General features: G+C 68.2%; 18 protein-coding genes. 4 read left to right on the forward strand and 14 right to left on the reverse strand.

The features are described from left to right. Nucleotides 1-34: 34 nt before the first annotated feature. Nucleotides 35-709, reverse strand: a complete 675-nt coding sequence (locus ACOAMO_RS02200; protein ID WP_420176952.1) for a TrmH family RNA methyltransferase — start codon at nucleotides 707-709, stop codon at nucleotides 35-37. Nucleotides 710-739: 30 nt separating this feature from the next. On the opposite strand from ACOAMO_RS02200, the gene ACOAMO_RS02205 reads away from it, so the two are divergent. Then, nucleotides 740-1,435, forward strand: a complete 696-nt coding sequence (locus ACOAMO_RS02205; RefSeq protein ID WP_420175963.1) for a DedA family protein — start codon at nucleotides 740-742, stop codon at nucleotides 1,433-1,435. Nucleotides 1,436-1,548: 113 nt separating this feature from the next. Here the strand turns inward: ACOAMO_RS02205 and ACOAMO_RS02210 are convergent, their stop codons facing one another. Further along, nucleotides 1,549-2,475: a type IV toxin-antitoxin system AbiEi family antitoxin domain-containing protein gene (locus ACOAMO_RS02210; protein ID WP_420175964.1), complete on the reverse strand. Its 927-nt coding sequence runs from the start codon at nucleotides 2,473-2,475 to the stop codon at nucleotides 1,549-1,551. A 290-nt stretch (nucleotides 2,476-2,765) separates the two neighbouring features. Continuing rightward, nucleotides 2,766-3,515 (reverse strand): LemA family protein, encoded by a 750-nt coding sequence (locus ACOAMO_RS02215; RefSeq protein WP_420175965.1) that lies wholly within the window; start codon nucleotides 3,513-3,515, stop codon nucleotides 2,766-2,768. A 108-nt stretch (nucleotides 3,516-3,623) separates the two neighbouring features. On the opposite strand from ACOAMO_RS02215, the gene pyrE reads away from it, so the two are divergent. Beyond that, nucleotides 3,624-4,163, forward strand: coding sequence for an orotate phosphoribosyltransferase (pyrE, locus tag ACOAMO_RS02220; protein ID WP_420175966.1), 540 nt, complete (start codon nucleotides 3,624-3,626; stop codon nucleotides 4,161-4,163). A gap of 39 nt (nucleotides 4,164-4,202) precedes the next feature. Here the strand turns inward: pyrE and ACOAMO_RS02225 are convergent, their stop codons facing one another. From ACOAMO_RS02225 to ACOAMO_RS02270, 10 genes are all read right to left on the reverse strand, one after another. After that, entirely contained in the window at nucleotides 4,203-4,874 is a 672-nt protein-coding gene (locus ACOAMO_RS02225) for a class E sortase (protein ID WP_420175967.1), read from the reverse strand. After that, nucleotides 4,874-5,326, reverse strand: coding sequence for a hypothetical protein (locus ACOAMO_RS02230; protein ID WP_420175968.1), 453 nt, complete (start codon nucleotides 5,324-5,326; stop codon nucleotides 4,874-4,876). Before ACOAMO_RS02230 ends, ACOAMO_RS02225 begins: the two co-directional genes overlap by 1 nt. Nucleotides 5,327-5,388: 62 nt before the next feature. Then, nucleotides 5,389-6,192 (reverse strand): spermidine synthase, encoded by an 804-nt coding sequence (locus tag ACOAMO_RS02235; RefSeq protein WP_420175969.1) that lies wholly within the window; start codon nucleotides 6,190-6,192, stop codon nucleotides 5,389-5,391. Between the two features lie 73 nt (nucleotides 6,193-6,265). Then, complete coding sequence (gene clpB, locus ACOAMO_RS02240) at nucleotides 6,266-8,848, reverse strand: ATP-dependent chaperone ClpB (protein ID WP_420175970.1); 2,583 nt, start codon at nucleotides 8,846-8,848, stop codon at nucleotides 6,266-6,268. A gap of 229 nt (nucleotides 8,849-9,077) precedes the next feature. Continuing rightward, nucleotides 9,078-10,211, reverse strand: coding sequence for a S1C family serine protease (locus ACOAMO_RS02245; protein WP_420175971.1), 1,134 nt, complete (start codon nucleotides 10,209-10,211; stop codon nucleotides 9,078-9,080). An 8-nt stretch (nucleotides 10,212-10,219) separates the two neighbouring features. After that, a complete protein-coding gene (gene nadE / locus ACOAMO_RS02250; protein WP_420175972.1) occupies nucleotides 10,220-11,041 on the reverse strand; it encodes an ammonia-dependent NAD(+) synthetase in 822 nt (273 codons plus the stop codon). A gap of 9 nt (nucleotides 11,042-11,050) precedes the next feature. Then, complete coding sequence (locus tag ACOAMO_RS02255; RefSeq protein ID WP_420175973.1) at nucleotides 11,051-11,986, reverse strand: sensor histidine kinase; 936 nt, start codon at nucleotides 11,984-11,986, stop codon at nucleotides 11,051-11,053. Nucleotides 11,987-12,002: 16 nt separating this feature from the next. Next, nucleotides 12,003-12,842: a hypothetical protein gene (locus tag ACOAMO_RS02260; RefSeq protein WP_420175974.1), complete on the reverse strand. Its 840-nt coding sequence runs from the start codon at nucleotides 12,840-12,842 to the stop codon at nucleotides 12,003-12,005. Between the two features lies 1 nt (nucleotide 12,843). Continuing rightward, nucleotides 12,844-13,755, reverse strand: a complete 912-nt coding sequence (locus tag ACOAMO_RS02265) for an ABC transporter ATP-binding protein (protein ID WP_420175975.1) — start codon at nucleotides 13,753-13,755, stop codon at nucleotides 12,844-12,846. Nucleotides 13,756-13,884: 129 nt separating this feature from the next. Next, nucleotides 13,885-14,574 carry a response regulator transcription factor gene (locus ACOAMO_RS02270; protein WP_420175976.1) on the reverse strand — a complete coding sequence of 230 codons (690 nt, stop codon included), beginning with the start codon at nucleotides 14,572-14,574 and terminating at the stop codon, nucleotides 13,885-13,887. A gap of 97 nt (nucleotides 14,575-14,671) precedes the next feature. Between ACOAMO_RS02270 and ACOAMO_RS02275 the strand changes: the two genes are divergently transcribed. Beyond that, nucleotides 14,672-15,625: an alpha/beta hydrolase gene (locus ACOAMO_RS02275; protein ID WP_420175977.1), complete on the forward strand. Its 954-nt coding sequence runs from the start codon at nucleotides 14,672-14,674 to the stop codon at nucleotides 15,623-15,625. Nucleotides 15,626-15,736: 111 nt separating this feature from the next. Continuing rightward, nucleotides 15,737-17,305, forward strand: a complete 1,569-nt coding sequence (locus ACOAMO_RS02280) for an aspartate:alanine exchanger family transporter (RefSeq protein WP_420175978.1) — start codon at nucleotides 15,737-15,739, stop codon at nucleotides 17,303-17,305. Nucleotides 17,306-17,425: 120 nt separating this feature from the next. Here ACOAMO_RS02280 and ACOAMO_RS02285 read toward each other — a convergent pair whose 3' ends face one another. Continuing rightward, nucleotides 17,426-18,397, reverse strand: coding sequence for a carbohydrate kinase family protein (locus ACOAMO_RS02285; protein ID WP_420175979.1), 972 nt, complete (start codon nucleotides 18,395-18,397; stop codon nucleotides 17,426-17,428). Nucleotides 18,398-18,400: the final 3 nt, after the last annotated feature.

Consider the following 18,400-nt stretch of genomic DNA (forward strand, 5'->3'; position numbering starts at 1 on the left):
TTCGCACCCGGGTGGGGACCTCGGGCTCCCCCGGTCAGCCCAGCTGCCCCTGCACGTGCTGCAGCGCCCAGTGGTACATCGTGATCGCGGCCGCGGCACCCGCATTGATCGAGCGGGTCGAGCCGTACTGCGTGATCGCGACCAACTGCTCACAGCCGGCCACCATCTCGTCGGTCAGCCCGGGCCCCTCGGAGCCGAAGACCAGGCAACAGTTGCGCGGCAGGCGAGTCTGCTCCAAGGGCACGGCGCCAGGCAAGTTGTCGACGCCGATCGGGGTGACCCCGTGGTCGGCCAGCCACTGCATGAGACTGGCCACGTCGGGATGGTGGTGCACGTGGAGATAGCGATCGGTGACCATCGCGCCCCGACGATTCCACCGGCGTCGCCCCACGATGTGGACGCCGGCCACGTTGAAGGCATTGGCAGTGCGCACCATCGAGCCGATGTTGAAGTCGTGTTCCCAGTTCTGGATCGCCACGTGCAGCGGATGGCGACGTTCGTCCAGCGCCTCGACGATGGCCTCCAGCCTCCAGTAGCGGAACTGGTCGTCGACATTGCGGCGATCCCCCTGCGCGAGCAGCTCCGGGTCGAGGCGCTCGTCGTCGGGCCAGGGCTCGGGATGCGGCCCCACCCCCACCTGAGGAGCCGTGGGGTCAGGCTGTTCCTGGGTGCTCTCGGAAGGCTCTGGCTGTTCGGTGGGGCTCAGCATGGTCACAGACCCCAACGTTAGCCTTGGCGCGTGATCCAACTGCTGAGCACTGCGCTCCTCACTCCGATGCTGATGCCCGACTGGCTCGATCCGGCCACCCTGATCCACAACCTGGGCAACTGGGCCCTGTGGGGCGTCGCGCTGATCCTCTTCCTGGAGTGCGCCATCTTCCCCGTGCTGCCGGGCGACTCGCTGCTGTTCACGGTGGGCATGTTCATCGCCATGACTCCCCCGTCGATCACCTTCGGCAGCATGAGCAAGCCGATGGTCTTCATCGTGGCCTGCCTGATCATGACCTTCTTCGCGATCGTCGGCAACATCGCCGGCTACTACGTGGGCAAGTTCATCTCACCCTGGCTGTTCAAGCCCCGCGACAGCTTCATCGGCAGGATCTTCAGCGACAAGCACCTGGACCAGACCAAGGCCTTCTTCGACCGTTACGGCTCCAAGGCCCTGGTCCTGGGACGTTTCGTGCCCTTCGTGCGCACCTTCATCACCATGGTGGCCGGCGCGGCTGGCATGAACTTCCGCCACTTCATCACCTGGACCGCCATCGGCGGCGTGATCTGGGTGTGGGGCGTGACCCTGCTGGGCTACCTGCTGGGCAATGTCGCCTTCATCGGCAACAACATCGATGCGGTGCTGATCGCCATCGTCTTCATCTCGGTGCTGCCCATGCTGGTCGAGTACTTCAACGAGAAGCGCAAGGCCAAGGCCGACGCCTGATCGGTGACACTTCGACGTGCGCAGTCATCCGCGCACGTGCTGCGAACAGATGCACGCGATGCAGCGCGTGCGGATGGGATTTCGACGTGCGGCGATGACCGCGCACGTCGAACTCACGCCGCTGCTCCGGCCAGCGCCCGACGGATCCGGGCATCGAGCAAGCGGGGACGAGCCAGATCGGCCTCCATCCAGCGCACCTGCCGCCAGCCCCGATCAGCCAACTGGTTGTCGCGGTGCTTCTCACGCATCACGACGTGCGAGGCCGTCTCGCCCGGTGCGAGCAGCTGGCCGTACTTCACCTGCCCGTCGCACTCCCCGTAGACGCGCTGTTGCGGCCAGGCGAAGTCGAGGCGGGCGATCAGGTGGCCCCACTGGTCGCGCACCGCGTACTGCAGCTCGGGCGTCGGAAGGCCCTGGCGCCACAGGACGATCCGGCTGCGGCTCTCCAAGGGGCTCTCCGCCCGTCCGTCGGCAAAGGCCAGTGCTGCCCGGGCATTGCGCACCCCCGCCACCCGACCCAACCGCGACGAGACCTCCTCCAGGCTTGCACGCAGACCCGCCCGTTCGTGCTCGGGATCGGCGGGATCGTGCAGGGCTGCATCCAGCATCATCACGGCCTCGTCGAAGCCCAGCCCACGGGCGCAGTCGAGCAGCGTTCGCGCCGGGGTGGTGACGGCCAACCCGTCCACCAGCATGACGTCGGAGCCAGCCAACTGCCCGGTGTGGGTGTGAACGACGCCATTGCGCTGGCCCCCGCCCCGCGAGGTGCGGGGGCGCACCACCTGCACCAGCCCGGGCGGCCCGTCGGGCAGCCAGAGACCGTGGAGCACGGCGGCGGATCCGTGGCTCAGCACCACCCCGTCGAGCCCCGGCATCGTGGCCTCCACCAGGTGCCGGTGCAGCTCCTCGGGACTCGACGGCGCCGCCGACAGGTAGCTGCCTCGTCGCAGTCTGACCAGCTCGCCAACCGTCACGGATCGTCGCAGGTCTCGGTGGGTGAGGCCCTCGGACAGTAGCTGCTGGGTGCTCCGGTGCTCCATGGCCCCAGTCCATGCCCGGCCTCGGGCCGGCCACAAGGACGCGGCGGCCCTGGACAACACACCGACAACACCGGGCCCGGGCTGCCACTTGGACGTGCGCAGTCATCCGCGCACGTGCTGCGAGTGGGTGCACGCGATGCAGCGCGTGCAGATGGGATTTCGACGTGCGGCGACGACTGCGCACGTCGAAATAGCCGGCACGTCGAAGTCACGGGCAGGGTGAGGTCACCAGACAGCGCGACGGCCCCGCACCTCTCCAGGAGGGCGGGGCCGTCGACGAGGCGAGGGGCTCAGTGCTGCTGGCCGTCGCGCGGCTGGGGTTGGGGGGTCTGCGCCTGCTGCCACTGGCCCTGCTGGGGCTGCTGGGCCTGGGGGTTGGGCAGTTCGTTCGAAACCGAACCAGAGACCTGGTTGACGCCGGGAGCGTGCTGCTGCGGCGCATCACCGCGGTAGCTGATCTCGCCGAAGTTCACGTCGGGGGCCTGGCGCACGGCCTGGTCATTGACCTCGAAGTAGGTGGCCTTCTCGAAGTTGAACATGTTGGCAACGATGTTGCTCGGCACCGACTCGACCTTGGTGTTGTAGGCGCGAACATTGGCGTTGTAGAAGCGACGACCGGCGGCGATGCGGTCCTCGGTCTCGGCCAGCTGGCGCTGCAGCTCCAGGAAGTTCTGGTTGCTGCGCAGCTCCGGGTAGGCCTCGACGCTGACCATCATGTTGCGCACCGCGCCCGACAGCTGCTGCTCGATGTTGGCGCGCTGCGGATCGGCCTCGGTGGCCGAGCCCTGCGAGAGCTGCATGGCCTGGCTGCGCAGTCGGGTGACCTCCTCGATGGTGTTGCGCTCATGGCCGGCATAGGCGCGCACCGTCTCAACCAGGTTGGGCAGCAGCTCGTAGCGGCGGTTGAGTTCGACGTCCACCTGGCGCCAGGACTCCTGGATCACATTGCGCTGACGAATGAAGCCGTTGTACGGCGCGATGAACAGGATTCCGGCGAGCACCAACAGGCCCAGCAGGATGAGCAGGATGGTCCACATCATGGGTCACTCCGAGTCTCGAGAACTGATGTGGCCACATTAACGGGTGAGCAGGCCCGCACCACGCGATTGCCCTACGCCCAGCGCGTACCCGGCCACTACTGTGAAGCCATGACCGATCGCGAACAGCTCATCGAGCACGTCAAGGACCTCGCCGTCGTGCACGGCAAGGTCACCCTGGCCAGCGGCAAGGAGGCCGACTACTACGTCGACATGCGTCGCGTCACCCTCGACGGGGCCGCGGCCCCGGTCGTCGGGCGCGTGATGCGTGATCTGGTGGCCGACTGGGACTTCGACGCCGTCGGCGGCCTCACCCTGGGCGCCGACCCGATCGCCGTCGCCATGCTGCACACCGCCGCGGCCGACGGTGGCCGACTGGACGCCTTCGTCGTGCGCAAGAGCGAGAAGGCCCACGGCATGCAGCGCCGCATCGAGGGCACCGAGGTCTCCGGGCGCAAGGTGCTCGTCGTGGAGGACACCTCCACCACGGGCGGTTCGGCACTGACCGCAGTCGAGGCGCTGCGCGAGGCCGGCGCCGAGGTGGTGGGCGTCGCGTGCATCGTGGACCGCAACACGGGCGCCAAGGAGGCCATCGAGGCCGCGGGACTCGAGTACCGCTACGCGCTCGGTCTGGAGGACCTGGGGCTCTGAGGCCGAGGGCCCCTCGACAGGCTCGGGGGCCGGCGTCGGCTACTTCTTCTGTGTCTTCACCAAGTGGGCAAAGGCCACGGAGCGGTCCGGGGAGTGGAAGAGGTCCTGGCAGGTGGTCAGCGTCATGAGCGCCCGGGTGGGGGTGGCCGTGGGTTTTCCGGGCACCGGGTCGAGCACCCAACCACCGTCGACGTCGGCGACGGTGATCTCCGAGGGGGCATTGTCCAGCTGGTAGGTGAAGACGGCCTCGCGGGTCTCGACCACCACCCGTGACCCCTTCTTCAGCTCCAGCAGGCGCCGGAAGGGTTCGCCATGGGTCACCCGGTGCCCGGCGACGGCGAAGTTGCCCACCTCACCGGGGGCGGCGGTGTCCTCGTACCAGCCGATGCCCTTGGCGAGGGTGCCGGCGTCGGTGCCCACGCGCACGGGCCACTCGTGGTCGGCGCCCAGGTCTGGGATGCGCAGCAGCGCCACCGCCTCACCGGGGAGCTGGCCTGCGCCGGTCTTCTCCTCGTCGGCCGGCTTGCTCTGCCACTGCTGCTTCAGCGTCGCGGTGGCATCCTGCGCCGCCTTGCGAGAGGTGACGTTGGTGCCGTAGAACTGCCAGCCGGCCCAGCCCAGGATGCCCAGACCCACCAACAGCAGCACCAGACCGATGACGGTGGCCGCGCTGGGACCACGCAGTCGACGCGCTCCCCGCTGGCTGGCCACTACTTCAACGCTCCCGCGCGGACATTCAGCACGCATCGGTCGGCATTGTCCACCAGCTTGCCCTTGACAGTGAGGTCTGTCTTCTTGCCCGGAGCAGCGGCCTTGTGCACTGCCTGTCCCGAGCCCAGCGGGGTGCCCGAGTCCTTCTTGAGCCAGATCACCATCACAGCGTAGTCACGGGGCTTCTTGGTGGAATTGGTGATCGTCAGCCTGGCGGTCTGGCTGCCCTTCCCCGTTGGGCAGTCGACGATCTCCACATCCGCCACCGCCCCGGTGTCCCCACCCTTGAAGGCGGCCTGCTTGGGCATTGGCGCGGCGCTGACGGTGGGCATGGCCACCGAGGGTGAACTGGCCTCGCTCTGCTCACCTGCCTTGCTGCAGCCGGCCAGACCGGCCAGGGCGAAGATCGCGCAGATGATGACAGTGCCGGGGGCTTTGGGGGAAGTGGTCACGGAATCTCCTTGATTCATTCGTCCAACAATATGATGCCCGACACACTCGATCCCCGGTCAGATCATTCAAAGAAATGTCGTCCCGACGGTGGTCCGGGCGACCACTCCCCCTCGCCGTGGAAGGGCTGCGCCCCGCCAACCAACCGCTGGAGATGGTCGGAGTGCACCAATCGGTAGGGGAAGATCGCTCCGGAGGCAGTGCGCTCCAACTGGTCGATGGGCAGGGGTGTCGGACTGGCCGACATCACCACATTGCCGAAGCGACGCCCCTTCAGGGTGGCACTCTCGGCCGCCAGCATCACGTGCGCGAAGTAGTTGCCCAAGCCCGCCAGCACCCGACGGGTCCAGGCGAAGGGGTGGGTGTCGGTCACGTTCAGCAGGAGCAGGCCGTCGGAATGCAGAACCCGCCGAGCCTGGGCGAAGAAGTCGACGCTGACCAACTCACCCGGCACCCGTGCTCCCGCGAAGGCATCCACCACGATGACATCGGCGAAATCGTCGCGCATGGCCGTGACGCCGCTCAGGCCATCCTGCGGACGGACCTTGATGCCGCTGTTGCGGGGCAGGGGAACCTTGGCCCGCACCTCCTCGGTGAGTTCCACGTCAGGTTCCAGCACGATCTGCGCACTGGTGGGGCGCACATGGGCGACATACCTGGCCAAAGACATCCCGGCACCGCCCACATGGACGACGCGCAGCCGCTCGCCAGGCGGAGCATGGTGATCAATCTGGGCGGCCAGCCGCTGCACATAGTCGAACTCGAGTCGAGTGGGATCCTCGGGATCAACCCAGGACTGGTACGCGCCTTCGATCCGAACCACCCAGGCGCCCGGGTTGTAGGGGTCGGGAAGGACGCGTTCAGTCATGGATCGATACTGTCGCACACGACGCCGGCCCTGCCATCCGTGGGTGGCAGGGCCGGCGTGCATCGGGCCCCGCTCAGCTGATGTGCAGCTCGTCGCTGGCCTCGTCGACGTCGAAGGTGACGGTGTCACCGTCGGCGATCTGACCGGCGAGCATCTTGCGGGCCATCTGGTCCTCGACCGTGGTCTGCACCAGGCGACGCAGCGGGCGGGCGCCGTAGACCGGGTCGAAGCCCTTGGCCGCCAGCCACTGCTTGCCCGCCTCGCTCACCTGGATGGTGATGCGACGCTCGGCCAGCCGGTTGTTGAGCTTGGCCAGGTTGGTCTCGACGATGTGCGTCAGGTCCTCCTGGGTCAGCGGATCGAACATCACGACCTCGTCCAGACGGTTCAGGAACTCCGGACGGAAGGCACCACGGACGACGCCCATCACGGCCTCGTGCTTGGCATCCTTGTCCAGGTTCTGGTCGGCCAGGAACTGGCTTCCCAGGTTCGAGGTCAGGATGAGGATGGTGTTGCGGAAGTCCACGGTGCGGCCCTGGCCGTCGGTGAGGCGACCGTCGTCGAGCACCTGCAGCAGGATGTTGAACAGGTCGGGGTGGGCCTTCTCCACCTCGTCGAGCAGCACCACGCTGTAGGGGCGGCGCCGCACGGCCTCGGTGAGCTGGCCACCCTCCTCGTAGCCGACGTAACCGGGAGGCGCACCCACCAGCCGGCTGACCGAGTGCTTCTCCGAGTACTCGCTCATGTCGATGCGCACCATGGCGGTCTCGTCGTCGAAGAGGAAGTCGGCCAGAGACTTCGCCAGCTCGGTCTTGCCCACGCCCGTCGGGCCGAGGAAGAGGAAGCTGCCGGTGGGGCGATTCGGGTCGCTGATCCCGGCACGGCTGCGACGCACGGCGTCCGCGACGGCCTTGACCGCCTGCTTCTGGCCGATGAGGCGCTCGCCGATGTGGCCCTCCATGTTGAGCAGCTTCTCGCTCTCGCCCTGCAGCATCTTGCCGACCGGGATTCCGGTCCAGGCGCTGACCACCTCGGCGATGTCGGAGCTGGCGACCTCCTCGGAGACCATGGAGGTCTTCTGCTGCTCGGCCTCGGCCTGGCTGGCCGCCTCGAGCTCCTTCTCCAGGGCGGGGATCTGCCCGTACTGGATCTCGGCGGCCTTGGCCAGGTCACCTTCACGCAGGAAGCGCTCGGCCTCGCCGCGCAGCTTGTCGATCTGCTCCTTCAGGTCGCCAACCCGGTTCAGGCCGGCCTTCTCGGACTCCCAGCGGGACTCGAGGGCGCGCAGCTCCTCCTCGGCATCGGCCAGCTCCTGGTTCAGCCGCTCCAGCCGGGCCTTGCTGGCCGCGTCCTGTTCCTTCTCGACGGCGAACTGCTCCATCTTCATCCGGTCCACCTGGCGGCGCAGCGCGTCGATCTCCTCCGGAGAGGAGTCAATCTCCATGCGAAGCCGGCTGGCGGCCTCGTCGATCAGGTCGATGGCCTTGTCGGGCAGCTGCCGGTTGGTGATGTAGCGGTTGGACAGGCTGGCGGCGGCCACCAGGGCGCTGTCGGTGATCCGCACCTTGTGGTGCGCCTCGTAGCGTTCACGCAGGCCGCGCAGGATGGCGATGGTGTCCTCCACCGTCGGCTCCCCCACGTAGACCTGCTGGAAGCGACGCTCCAGGGCCGGATCCTTCTCGATGTGCTCGCGGTACTCGTCGAGCGTGGTGGCGCCGATCATGCGCAGCTCGCCGCGGGCCAGCATGGGCTTGAGCATGTTGCCTGCATCCATGGCACCCTCGCCGCCCGCGCCGGCACCGACGACGGTGTGCAGCTCGTCGATGAAGGTGACGATCTGCCCCTCGGCCTCCTTGATCTCCTTCAGCACGGCCTTGAGTCGCTCTTCGAACTCACCGCGGTACTTGGCGCCTGCGACCATGCTCGACAGGTCGAGGCTCACCACGCGGCGACCCTTCAGCGAGTCGGGCACGTCGCCGGCAATCACGCGCTGGGCGAGGCCCTCGACGACGGCGGTCTTGCCGACGCCGGGCTCGCCGATCAGCACCGGGTTGTTCTTGGTGCGGCGGGCCAGGACCTGCACGACGCGCCGAATCTCCTGATCGCGACCGATCACGGGATCGAGCTTGCCGTCGCGGGCACGCTCGGTGAGGTCGACGGAGTACTTCGCCAGGGCGGATTCGCCGCCCTCGGCCTCCGGGCTGGTGACGCGGCGGTCACCACGGCTCTCGGCGAAGGCCTGGTTGAGCTTGTCGACGCTGGCCCCCGCGTCCAGCAGGATCTTGCTGGCCTCGCTGGTGACGGCGGTCAGGGCGAGCAACAGGTGCTCGGTGGAGACATAGGAGTCCCCCAGCTCGTCGGCGCGCAGTTCGGCGTCGGCCAGCACGCGCGCCAGCGCACCGGACAGCTGCGGCTGGCTGACGGAGTTGCCCTGGGCACTGGGCAGCTTCTTGATGGCCGCCTGGGCGGCGGCGCTGACCTTGGTGGGGTCGACGTCGATGGAGGCCAGCAGCGGCGCGACGGTGTTGTCGGGCACCAGCAACAGGGCGTGCAGCAGGTGCACCGCCTCGGCGGACGGATTGCCGTTGGCCAGGGCATTGCGGAGTGCAGCCGAGAGTGCGTCCCGGCTCATGGTGGTGAGCTTCTCGGTGTCCATGGGTTCCTTCTGTCTTCGGTGGCGATACCGCGCGGCAGGCACTGCCAGCCGGCGATCTGAAAGTTGAGTACGTCTGACTCAACCCCGATCGAATCCAGTTTATTCCACCTTGAGCCGAGGCGACTCAACCCAGCTTCGGTTGGCCCACCACCTCGGTCACGCCCAGCGGCTCCGCGAGCGAGGCCAGCCACAGTGCCGCGGACAGCCTGTGACCGGCAGCCGCCAGCGATCAGCTGGGACGCGCCGCCAGGGTGACCTCCACCTTCTGCTGCTTGCCATCCCGCGCCACGGTGAGCTGGACCTTCTCACCCACGGGACGCTCACGGATCTGCGCGATCAACGCCAAGGCCGAATCGACGGCCTCCCCGTCGATGGCCAGGACCCCGTCGCGTTCCCGCAGTCCGGCCTGGGCCGCGGCGCTGTCCTGCTCCACCCGCACGATGCCGGCGGCCCAGCGGCGCTCCCCGTCCACCTCGACGATCGCGTCGGTGACGCCGGCACCCAGGTAGGAGTGCTTGGCCGAACCGGTCTGCACGATCTGGTCGACCACCGAGCGCATCTGCTTGACGGTGATGGCGAAACTGATGCCGATGTTGCCGGACCCCTCACCCAGGGTGGCGATCGAGGAGTTGATGCCTACCAGCCGGCCCTCGGAGTCCACCAGCGCGCCACCGGAATTGCCCGGGTTGACCGGCGCGCTCGTCTGGATCGCATTGGTCACCACGGGCTCTCCCCCGCCGGAGGTCGGCGAGCGGTCACCCGCCGTCACCGGCCGGTTGAGGGCGCTCACGATGCCGGTGGTCACCGTGCCGGCCAGCCCCAGGGGGTTGCCGACGGCCATCACCGGATCGCCGACGACCAGCTCGTCGGAGCTGCCCAGTGCGATCGGGGCCAGCCCCTTCGGGGGCTTGGACATGCGCAGCACGGCCAGGTCGCTGGCCGGATCGGAACCGATCACCTCGGCCTCCACGACGCGTTCGTCGTGCAGGGTGACCAGGATCTGGCCGCCGCGGGCCGCCGATTGGATCACGTGGTGGTTGGTGACCACCAGACCCTGCTTGTCGAGCACGACGCCCGAACCGGACGAGGCCCCGCGGGCGCCCTGCACGGAGATGGCCACCACGCTCGGCGAGACCTTCTTGGCCACCTCGATCCACGGCCCGTCCGTCGCGGACTGCGGCGATGCGCCGCCCTTGCCGTCCGGGCCAGCTGAGGCAGGCGCAGAGGGCGAGGCCCCCGCCGCGGAGGGGCTGGATGAGGCGGGATCGGAGGAGGTCTCCTGGCCTGGAGCGCTGCAGCCGGTCACGACCAGCGCCAGCACGGCGGCCGCGGCCAGACCGCGGCAGGAATTCTTGCCGTCCATCACTGGGCTCACCTCCACCAGGTGTCGACGATGGTCACGGGCGTGGTGCGCTTGTGACGGCTGCGCAGGTACTTCTGCTCGAGCAGTTCGGCCGACTCCTCGGAGATCTCACCACCCTGCAGGTAGGTGTCGATCTCGTCGTAGGTGATGCCCAGCTCGTCCTCGTCGGTGCGCAGCGGCTGGTCGTCCAGCAGGTCCGCGGTGGGCACCTTCTTCCACAGCTGCTCGGGAGCGCCCAGATGCTGGAGCAACTGGCGGTTCTGCCCCTTGTCGAGCGTGAACAACGGCAGGATGTCGGCACCGCCGTCACCGAACTTGGTGAAGAAGCCGACGGTCGACTCGGCGCCGTGGTCGGTGCCGATCACCAACAGGTTGCGTTCCCCGGCGATGGCGTACTGCGCCACCATCCGCAGGCGGGCCTTCACGTTGCCCTTGTTGAAGTCACTGATCTGCAGTCCGGTGCCCGCTTCGAAGGCCTCCTCCAGACCATCCGTGGCGGCCTTGATGTTGATGGTCACCTCGGTACTGGCATCCACCCAGCGCATCGCCGCGGCGGCATCGGCCTCGTCGGCCTGCACGCCATGCGGCAGCCGCACCGCGACGAAGTCGGCCTCGACTCCCTCGGAGCGCAGTCGGTCGACGGCCAGCTGCGCCAGGCGACCGGCCAGCGTCGAGTCGAGGCCACCGGAGATGCCCAACACGAAACCCTTGGTGTGGGTGGCCTTCACGTAGTCACACAGGAACTGGACGCGACGCTCGACCTCCTCGGCGGGGTCGATGGTGGGCTTGACGCCCATCTCGTCGATGATCACCTTCTGCAGTTCACGCATGTCTCCAGACTAGAGGGCCCCACCGACAGTCTTCGTGGCCTTCGCGCAGGGCAGAGACACGGTGATCACCAACCGCCCCGCCCGCAGCTCACCGTGGACGCTGCCATCCATCTGCCGCACCAGTTCCTGCACGATCGACAGCCCCAGCCCGGCGTGCGGGCCGGTGCGGGCCCGATCCGCGCGGTAGAAGCGCTCGAAGAGCCGCTCCACCTCGGCCTCGTCCAGGCCCTCCACGTCATTGCTGACCACCAGCTCCACCGCGGCACCGGCATCCGACAGCGTCACCGCCACCCCTTCGCTGGTGTAGGCCAGCGCATTGGCGACCAGGTTGCGCACCACCCGAGCCAGGGCGGTTTCCTCCGCCTGCACCATCAGCGGCTGGCCGGGGATCTGCACCTGCGGCTCGATCTGCTTGTTCTCGAAGGCGACGTAGAAGCCCAGCAGTACCTCGCCGACCACCTGCGTGGCGTCCACCGGCCCCAGTTCCAGTGTCCGGTCGGAGGCGTCCAGCACGCTCAGTTCGAAGAAGTCGTCCACCAGCCGCCCCAGGTCGTCGACGCGCTCCAGCACCGTCTGCAACCGGCGGGGCGAGGTGTCGGCCGCCGCCCCGTCGCGCTGGACCAGTTGCAGGTAGCCACGCACGGCGATCAGCGGGGTCTTCAGGTCATGGGAGATGTCTGCGATCTCACGCCGCAGCCGGGCCTCCCTGGCCCTGCCCCGCACCGCCAGGGCTCGCTGTTGCTGGATGGCGGCACCCGCCTCGGCGGCCAGGTGTTCCAGCTCGTCGTCGCGCACCACGACGGTCAGGGGCTGGGCCGATCCAGTGGCTCGGTGCTCGGCCAGCTGTCCACGCACGGAGGCGATCTCACGGTGCAGCCCCCGCAGGCGCATGACGGACCAGATCGCCACTGCCGCCAGCACTGCGGCAAGGATCCAGCCCGTCATGACGCCAGTCTTGCAGTCAGCTCAGCTCACGCCGGCGAAGCCACGCGATGCTGGCCCCCAGCAGCAGCACGCTCCCGACCACGAACATCAACCAGGTGTGTCCCAGGATCTGGGTCTGCGACCAGTAACGCGTGACCCGGTTGGCATGCCAGACCGGATTGACCCCCAGGACGACGTCGAGCAGCGTCGAGGGGCGCGACTGGGCCAGGGTGGCAAGGAAGGGCGCGGTGAAGATCAGCAGCACCATCACCACCAGACCGGTCACCCGCGATCCGGTCACCAGGGTGACCAGGCTCACCAGCAACATCAACACCACCAGGGGCAGGAAGATCAACAGGCAGGTCAGGGCCCAGCGTCGAAGCTCGTCACCGTTGAAGGAGGCGTTCTCACGGCTGAGGGTGAGCAGCAGGGTGATGACATTGTGCAGGGCCCACAAGGTGCCGGTCACCAGCACCGAGAGCACCACCTTGGAGAGGTAGAGCAGGCTCTGGGACTGCCCCTGTGCGACGGCGATCTTGGTGATGCCGTTCTGGTCATCGGCCGAAGTGATCATCATGCCGGTGATGGGGATCGCGAACAGCGTCGCGGCGGTGAAGCAGGTGGCCGAGTAGACCAGTTCCCAGAATCGGGGATTGTCCGGGTCGAGGTAGCTGAAGCCGACGAAACCGTCGATCAGCGGAGTGCCATCGGCCGCCGTGCCCACGACACCGCCAAAGGCGAAGGAGGTCTCGCTGTGGTCTGCGAAGTTGAAGACGCAGTAGAGGCCGATCACCACCAGGAAGGCCACGGCCGTCACCCGGACGAATTGTGAGCGGGCCAACCGATAGATGTCGGCGCGCAGGATGTTCGTGAACACGTCAGGCTCCCTTCACGAGCTCGGCGAAGTACTCCTCGAGTGATGCGCCGCGCACTTCCAGCGCACTCACCTGGATTCCGGCCTGCACCAGCGCGGCATTGATGCGGGCCGCGTCGTCGAGATGGTCGGCCAGCATGAGCTGGCCGTCGTCTCCCAGCCGGTAGCCGCGGATCCCCAACGTCTCCTCCAGCACCGTCGAGGCCCGGGCCTGGTCGTTGGTGGTGATCCGCAGGGTGCGCTGGCACTCCTGGTGCAGTTCGCGGGCGGTCAGTTGCCTCACCAGCCGGCCATGGTGGATGAAGCCGTACCGCGTGGCGAACAGGTCGAGTTCGGCCAGCAAGTGCGAAGAGATCAGCACCGTCACGCCCTCCTCATGGGTGAGACGCACAAGTTCCTCGCGAATCCTCGTCATCCACATGGGATCAAGACCGTTCACCGGTTCGTCCAGGATCAGCAGCTCGGGATTGCCCAACAGCGCGACCGCCAGCCCCAAGCGCTGTCGCATGCCCAGGGAGAAGTCCCTCGCGCGCTTGCCTCCGGCATCCTGCAGGCCCACCAGTTCGAGTGCCTGGTCCACCCAGTGCCGGCCCGCCAGTCCGCGTTGCATCCGCAGCGCCTCCAGGTTCTGACTGGCCGAAAGGTCCAGGCTCAGGGCGGGGGCCTCGATGAGGGCACCAATGCGGGAACGCTGCCTTGACAGGGCCGAACCGCTGGTCCCGAACAGCGACAGCGAGCCCGACGTGGGCCGCGCCAGACCGGTGAGCAGTCGGATCAGGGTCGTCTTCCCCGCGCCGTTCTGCCCCACCAGGCCATAGATCTCACCGCGGGGAATCTCGATCCCCACCCCATCCAGGGCCTTGGCCTTGCCGTACTGCTTGGTCAGCCCTGCCGTTTGCACCACCATCTCGTCCATGACCCCCACTCTGGTGGGCAGGTGTCAAGGAATTGTCAAGAAGGACCTCAAGACTCTGCCAAGAATCCCCAAGCGGGCAGGCCTGGCCTGCAGATCTTGCTGTGGATCCCCGCTGGCTCGGGAAATCCCCTAGTCTCGCAGGGTGTAGCCGATGCCCCAAACCGTCTTGACCGGGTCAAGGTCGGCTGCCTCCCTGATCTTGCGACGCAGGTTGTGCATGTGGGCATTGACGATGCGCTCGTCGTAGCCCGACTCGTCGCCCCAGACCTGGGCATACAACCGCGCCTTGGGATGCACGATGCGCGGGTCTCGCACCAGCGCGGTGAGCAGACCGAACTCGGTGGCGGTCAATTCCAGTGGATGGCCGTCGACGCTCACCGTCCACGCCTGCTCGTCCAGTTCGATGGCCCCCACCCGATGGAGGGTACGAACCAGTGGCGCCCCTTGTGAGCGGCGCAAAGCCGCCTCCACCCGGGCAACCACCTCGTCGACGTCGAAGGGCTTGGTGATGTAGTCGTCGGCGCCCAGGTTCAGCAGGTCGATCTTGGTGCGCGTGGTTTCCCGTGCCGAGACCACTAGCACCGGCACCTGGCTCTCACAACGGATGGCACGCAGCACCTCGTCGCCGCTCTTGAAGGGCAGCATCAGGTCGAGCAGCACCAGGTCGGGACGCTCCTGATGGGCCAGTCGGATGCCATCGGGGCCGGTGAAGGCCTGGACCACGCGCATTCCGCGCTCGCCCAGGATCTCTGCCAGCAGGTCGCTGGCCTGCCGATCGTCCTCGACCACCAGCACGGTGGGGGCATGGGATGTGCTCACCTGCCCATCATGCCCCGTGCCTGCCGTGAACGGCGGAAGGCGGCACACTGGACTGACCCCACTGCGATGGCCGACACCGCACCTGGCAGGAGAGCAGATGAACAATCCGGTCGAACGAGTACGCGCCAATCACAGGGCTCGCGCCTTGGTGGCACCCGAACTGCGCCGCGGCCTGCGGTCCCTCCCCGCCCTGCCGCCGCTGCAGGAGCTGGTGGCGCGGCTGCCCGGCTCCTCCCGGCGCGTCGCAGGCCTCGAGGCAGGGGTGAGGCATCAGCTGGTGACCATCGACGGGCCGGGCGGCGCGCTCGAACTGCACCTGTACCGCCCCCGACAACACCGCACCGGCGCCCTGGTGTGGCTACACGGTGGCGGTCGGGTCGCGGGGTCGGCGCGCCACGACCACCAAGTGGCCAGCGAACTCGCCGCCGGAGCAGGGGTCCTGGTCGTCAGCGTCGAATACCGGCTCGCCCCGCAGCATCCCTATCCCGCAGCCCTGGACGATGCCTGGACCGCCCTCAACTGGCTGTACGACCACCAGGAGGAGTTGGCGATCAGCCGAGACCGGATTGCCGTCGGTGGTGCCAGCGCCGGTGGCGGCTTGGCCGCCGAACTCGCCCAACGGGCCCGTGACCTCGGGCTGCCGGTGGCCTTCCAGCTGTTGGTCTACCCGATGCTCGACGACCGCACCACCGGTGCGCACGAGCCGCTGAAGGGCGCCTCCGTGTGGTCTTCGGAGAAGAACCTGCAGGCCTGGCGTGACTACCTGGGCCACCCGGCCGGCGAGGCCGAGGACCGCCCGTGGGCGGTGGCGGCTCGCTGCCCCGATTTCCGCGGCCTGCCACCGGCCTGGATCGGCGTGGGAGACCTGGACCTCTTCCTGGACGAGTCGCTGGCCTATGCACGCGAGTTGGAGCAGGCCCACGTGCCGTGCGAGGTGCACCTGGTGCCGGGCATGTTCCACGGGGCCGACGACCTGCCCGGCCGACGAGGCCCCCTGATGAGCGACTTCCGCACTCGGATGGCCAGGGCAGTGCACGACCACATCGGCTGAAGGGCACCGAGCCTCCCCCGGAGGGGGAACGACCAACCCTTCCCCGGAGGGGGAACGACCAGCCCTTCCCCGGAGGGGGACAATGGGGCCGTCCCCTCACCTCGGAGCACGATGTTCGACTTCTTGGCAGCCCATCCGCTGCTCACCCTCATGCTCGTCCTCTCGACGGGCGCCCTGCTGGGCCAGATCCGTTTTGGTCCGCTGCGCTTCGGTGCCGCCGGTGCCCTGTTCATGGGCCTGGTGATCGGCGCCTTCGATCCGCGCCTGGGGCAGAACCTCGACCAGGTGAAGAGCCTGGGCGTCGTGCTGTTCTGCTACACCGTGGGCTTGGCCGCTGGCTCCACCTTCCTCTCGGACCTCAAGCGGCAGTGGTCGTTGATGCTGGCCGGCGTGGTCGGGCTGGCGGCCATGGCCGGGAGCGCATCGGCCTTGGGTCACCTGCTGGGGCTGACCCCGGCACACGTCGCCGGCCTGTACGCCGGAGTGCTCACCTCGCCGGCCATCGATGCCGCGATCACCGCCACGGACGGTTCCGGTGACACGCTCGTGGGCTACGCCCTGGCCTACCCCACCGGCGTCGTGCTGGGCATGGTGGTCGTCGCCCTGGTGGTGGGACGACGTTGGCCCGGTACTCGTGACAACCGGTCGCTGGCCGAGGCCGGCATCGTGGCTCGCACCGTCCACGTGAAACGTGACGTCCTGCTGGACGAGATCCCCGGTTATCGCAACCAGGCCGTCAAGTTCAGCTACCTGGAGCGCGACGGGGACATGCGCATCGCCCGGCCGGGCGGAGAGTTGCTGGCCGATGACCGCGTGCTGGTGATCGGCATGCCGCCGGATGTGGAACGCGCCACCCACTTCCTGGGGCACGAGAGCCAGCAGGGAGACCTCACCCACCAGCGTCGCGACGTGGACTTCAGACGCTTCCTGGTCAGCTCGCCCCACGTGGTGGGCCGCAGCATCGGCGAGCTGAACGTGCAGGCAGACCTGCACGGCGTGATCACTCGGGTGCGGCGGGGAGACCTGGACATGCTGGCCCGCGATGACCTGGTGCTGCAGCCCGGTGACCGGGCGCTGGCCGTGGTGCCCTCCAACCAGATCGCCGACGCGGTCGACTTCTTCGGGGACTCGGAGCGACGTGTCAGCCAGGTCGATGCGCTCACCATGGGCCTGGGCATCAGCGTCGGCCTGCTGGCCGGGGTGGTCTCCGTGCCATTGCCGGGCGGGCTCACCTTTGCGTTGGGTGCGGCGGCCGGTCCGCTGGTGGTGGGCATGGTGCTGGGCAGTCTGCACCGCACCGGCCCCTTCCGCTGGGACCTACCGGGCACCGTCAACGCCACCCTGCGCCAACTGGGGCTGATGATCTTCCTGGCCGCCGTTGGCCTGGCCTCGGGCCCGGCCTTCATCTCACAGGCCTTCACCCCGACCGGCATGAAACTGGTCCTGGTCTCGGGTCTCAGCCTGTTGGTGGGGGCCGCGATCGTGCTGGGAAATGCGCGACTGATCGGGCTCTCGGCGCCCCGTTCGACGGGCGGTTTCGCCGGATTCGTCGGACAGCCCGCCATCCTGGAATTCGCCAATCGCCGGGTCAACGACGAACGCATCGAAAGCGCCTATGGCGCCCTGTTCGCGCTGGGCACCATCGTCAAGATCCTGCTGGTGCAGGTGGTGGCGCTGTAACCCCTCGACAGGCTCGGGGGCCGGGGCCCCTCGACAAGCTCGGGGACCATCCCACTCTCGGTGGCCGACCCCGTCGAGGCCCATCCCCTTCCCGGTGGCCGAGCCTGTCGAGGCCTCGGGTCAGTGCGCCAGGCTGGGGTCCTGCTGCATCACGGCCTGCACCTCGTCGCGGGTTGGGGCATGGGCGCCCGCCCGGCTGACGGTCAGGCCCGAGGTGATGACGGCGCGGTGCAGCGCGGGCTGCACCTGGTTCCAGCTGGCCTGGGCCAGTCGTTCGGCCGCCTCCCGCGATCCGAGCAGCCCTGCGTCGAGGAGCCCCGAGAGCAGCCCTCCCATGAAGGAATCACCCGCACCGACGGTGTCGGCCAGCTCCACCTGCATCTGCTCGACGTGCAGGATGTCGCGATTGTGCTGCAGCAGGGCGCTGGCTCCCTCGGGTCCGCGGGTGACCACCACCAGCGCCGGCCCCAGCCCGGCCCAGCGTCGCATCACGTCCTCGACGCGAAGCCCCGGGTAGAGCCACTCCACGTCCTCGTCGGAGGCCTTGACCACATCGGACAGGGCGACGAGCTGCTCGATGCGCTCCACCACCTTCGCCGGGGACTCCATCAGCGAGGGGCGCACATTGGGGTCATAGCTGACCGTGCCAGTGCCGCGCACTGCCTTGACGGCCTCCACCACTTGGCTTCCGCCGGGCTCGAGGGTGGCCGCGATCGACCCGGTGTGCAGGTGGCCGTGGCGCGCCAGGTTCGACATGTCGGGCAGGGACCACTCGAGGTCGAAGTCATAGCTGGCCCGCCCTTGCTCGTCCAGGTGAGCGTAGGCCACCGAAGTCCGGCTTGCGCCATCGCTGCCGGGCTGGACGGCGACACCGTGACGGGCGGCGTGGTCCTCGATCGCCCGGCCACGTTCGTCCGAACCCCACCACGCACCGATGGTGGCCTGGTGCCCCAGCTGGGCCAGCACGCCGGCGACGTTGAGCGGGCTGCCGCCCACGTGTTCCCCCAGCACCGCGCCGTCGCGCATGACGACGTCGACGAGGGCCTCGCCCAGGCACAGGGTTCCAAGAGTGTCGGCAACTGCGGTATCCATGGG

The organism is Luteococcus struthionis, from assembly GCF_048595755.1.
Classification (GTDB): Bacteria; Actinomycetota; Actinomycetes; order Propionibacteriales; family Propionibacteriaceae; genus Luteococcus.

What these genes read in the sequence shown, in the direction of transcription:
- ACOAMO_RS02210 (WP_420175964.1), bottom strand. Translation starts at nt 2,475, where the DNA reads ATGGAGCACCGGAGCACCCAGCAGCTACTGTCCGAGGGCCTCACCCAC.
- ACOAMO_RS02245 (WP_420175971.1), bottom strand. Translation starts at nt 10,211, where the DNA reads ATGGACGGCAAGAATTCCTGCCGCGGTCTGGCCGCGGCCGCCGTGCTG.
- ACOAMO_RS02200 (WP_420176952.1), bottom strand. Translation starts at nt 709, where the DNA reads ATGCTGAGCCCCACCGAACAGCCAGAGCCTTCCGAGAGCACCCAGGAA.
- ACOAMO_RS02255 (WP_420175973.1), bottom strand. Translation starts at nt 11,986, where the DNA reads ATGACGGGCTGGATCCTTGCCGCAGTGCTGGCGGCAGTGGCGATCTGG.
- ACOAMO_RS02265 (WP_420175975.1), bottom strand. Translation starts at nt 13,755, where the DNA reads ATGGACGAGATGGTGGTGCAAACGGCAGGGCTGACCAAGCAGTACGGC.
- nadE (WP_420175972.1), bottom strand. Translation starts at nt 11,041, where the DNA reads ATGCGTGAACTGCAGAAGGTGATCATCGACGAGATGGGCGTCAAGCCC.
- pyrE (WP_420175966.1), top strand. Translation starts at nt 3,624, where the DNA reads ATGACCGATCGCGAACAGCTCATCGAGCACGTCAAGGACCTCGCCGTC.
- clpB (WP_420175970.1), bottom strand. Translation starts at nt 8,848, where the DNA reads ATGGACACCGAGAAGCTCACCACCATGAGCCGGGACGCACTCTCGGCT.
- ACOAMO_RS02215 (WP_420175965.1), bottom strand. Translation starts at nt 3,515, where the DNA reads ATGATGTGGACCATCCTGCTCATCCTGCTGGGCCTGTTGGTGCTCGCC.
- ACOAMO_RS02275 (WP_420175977.1), top strand. Translation starts at nt 14,672, where the DNA reads ATGAACAATCCGGTCGAACGAGTACGCGCCAATCACAGGGCTCGCGCC.
- ACOAMO_RS02285 (WP_420175979.1), bottom strand. Translation starts at nt 18,397, where the DNA reads ATGGATACCGCAGTTGCCGACACTCTTGGAACCCTGTGCCTGGGCGAG.
- ACOAMO_RS02280 (WP_420175978.1), top strand. Translation starts at nt 15,737, where the DNA reads ATGTTCGACTTCTTGGCAGCCCATCCGCTGCTCACCCTCATGCTCGTC.
- ACOAMO_RS02235 (WP_420175969.1), bottom strand. Translation starts at nt 6,192, where the DNA reads ATGACTGAACGCGTCCTTCCCGACCCCTACAACCCGGGCGCCTGGGTG.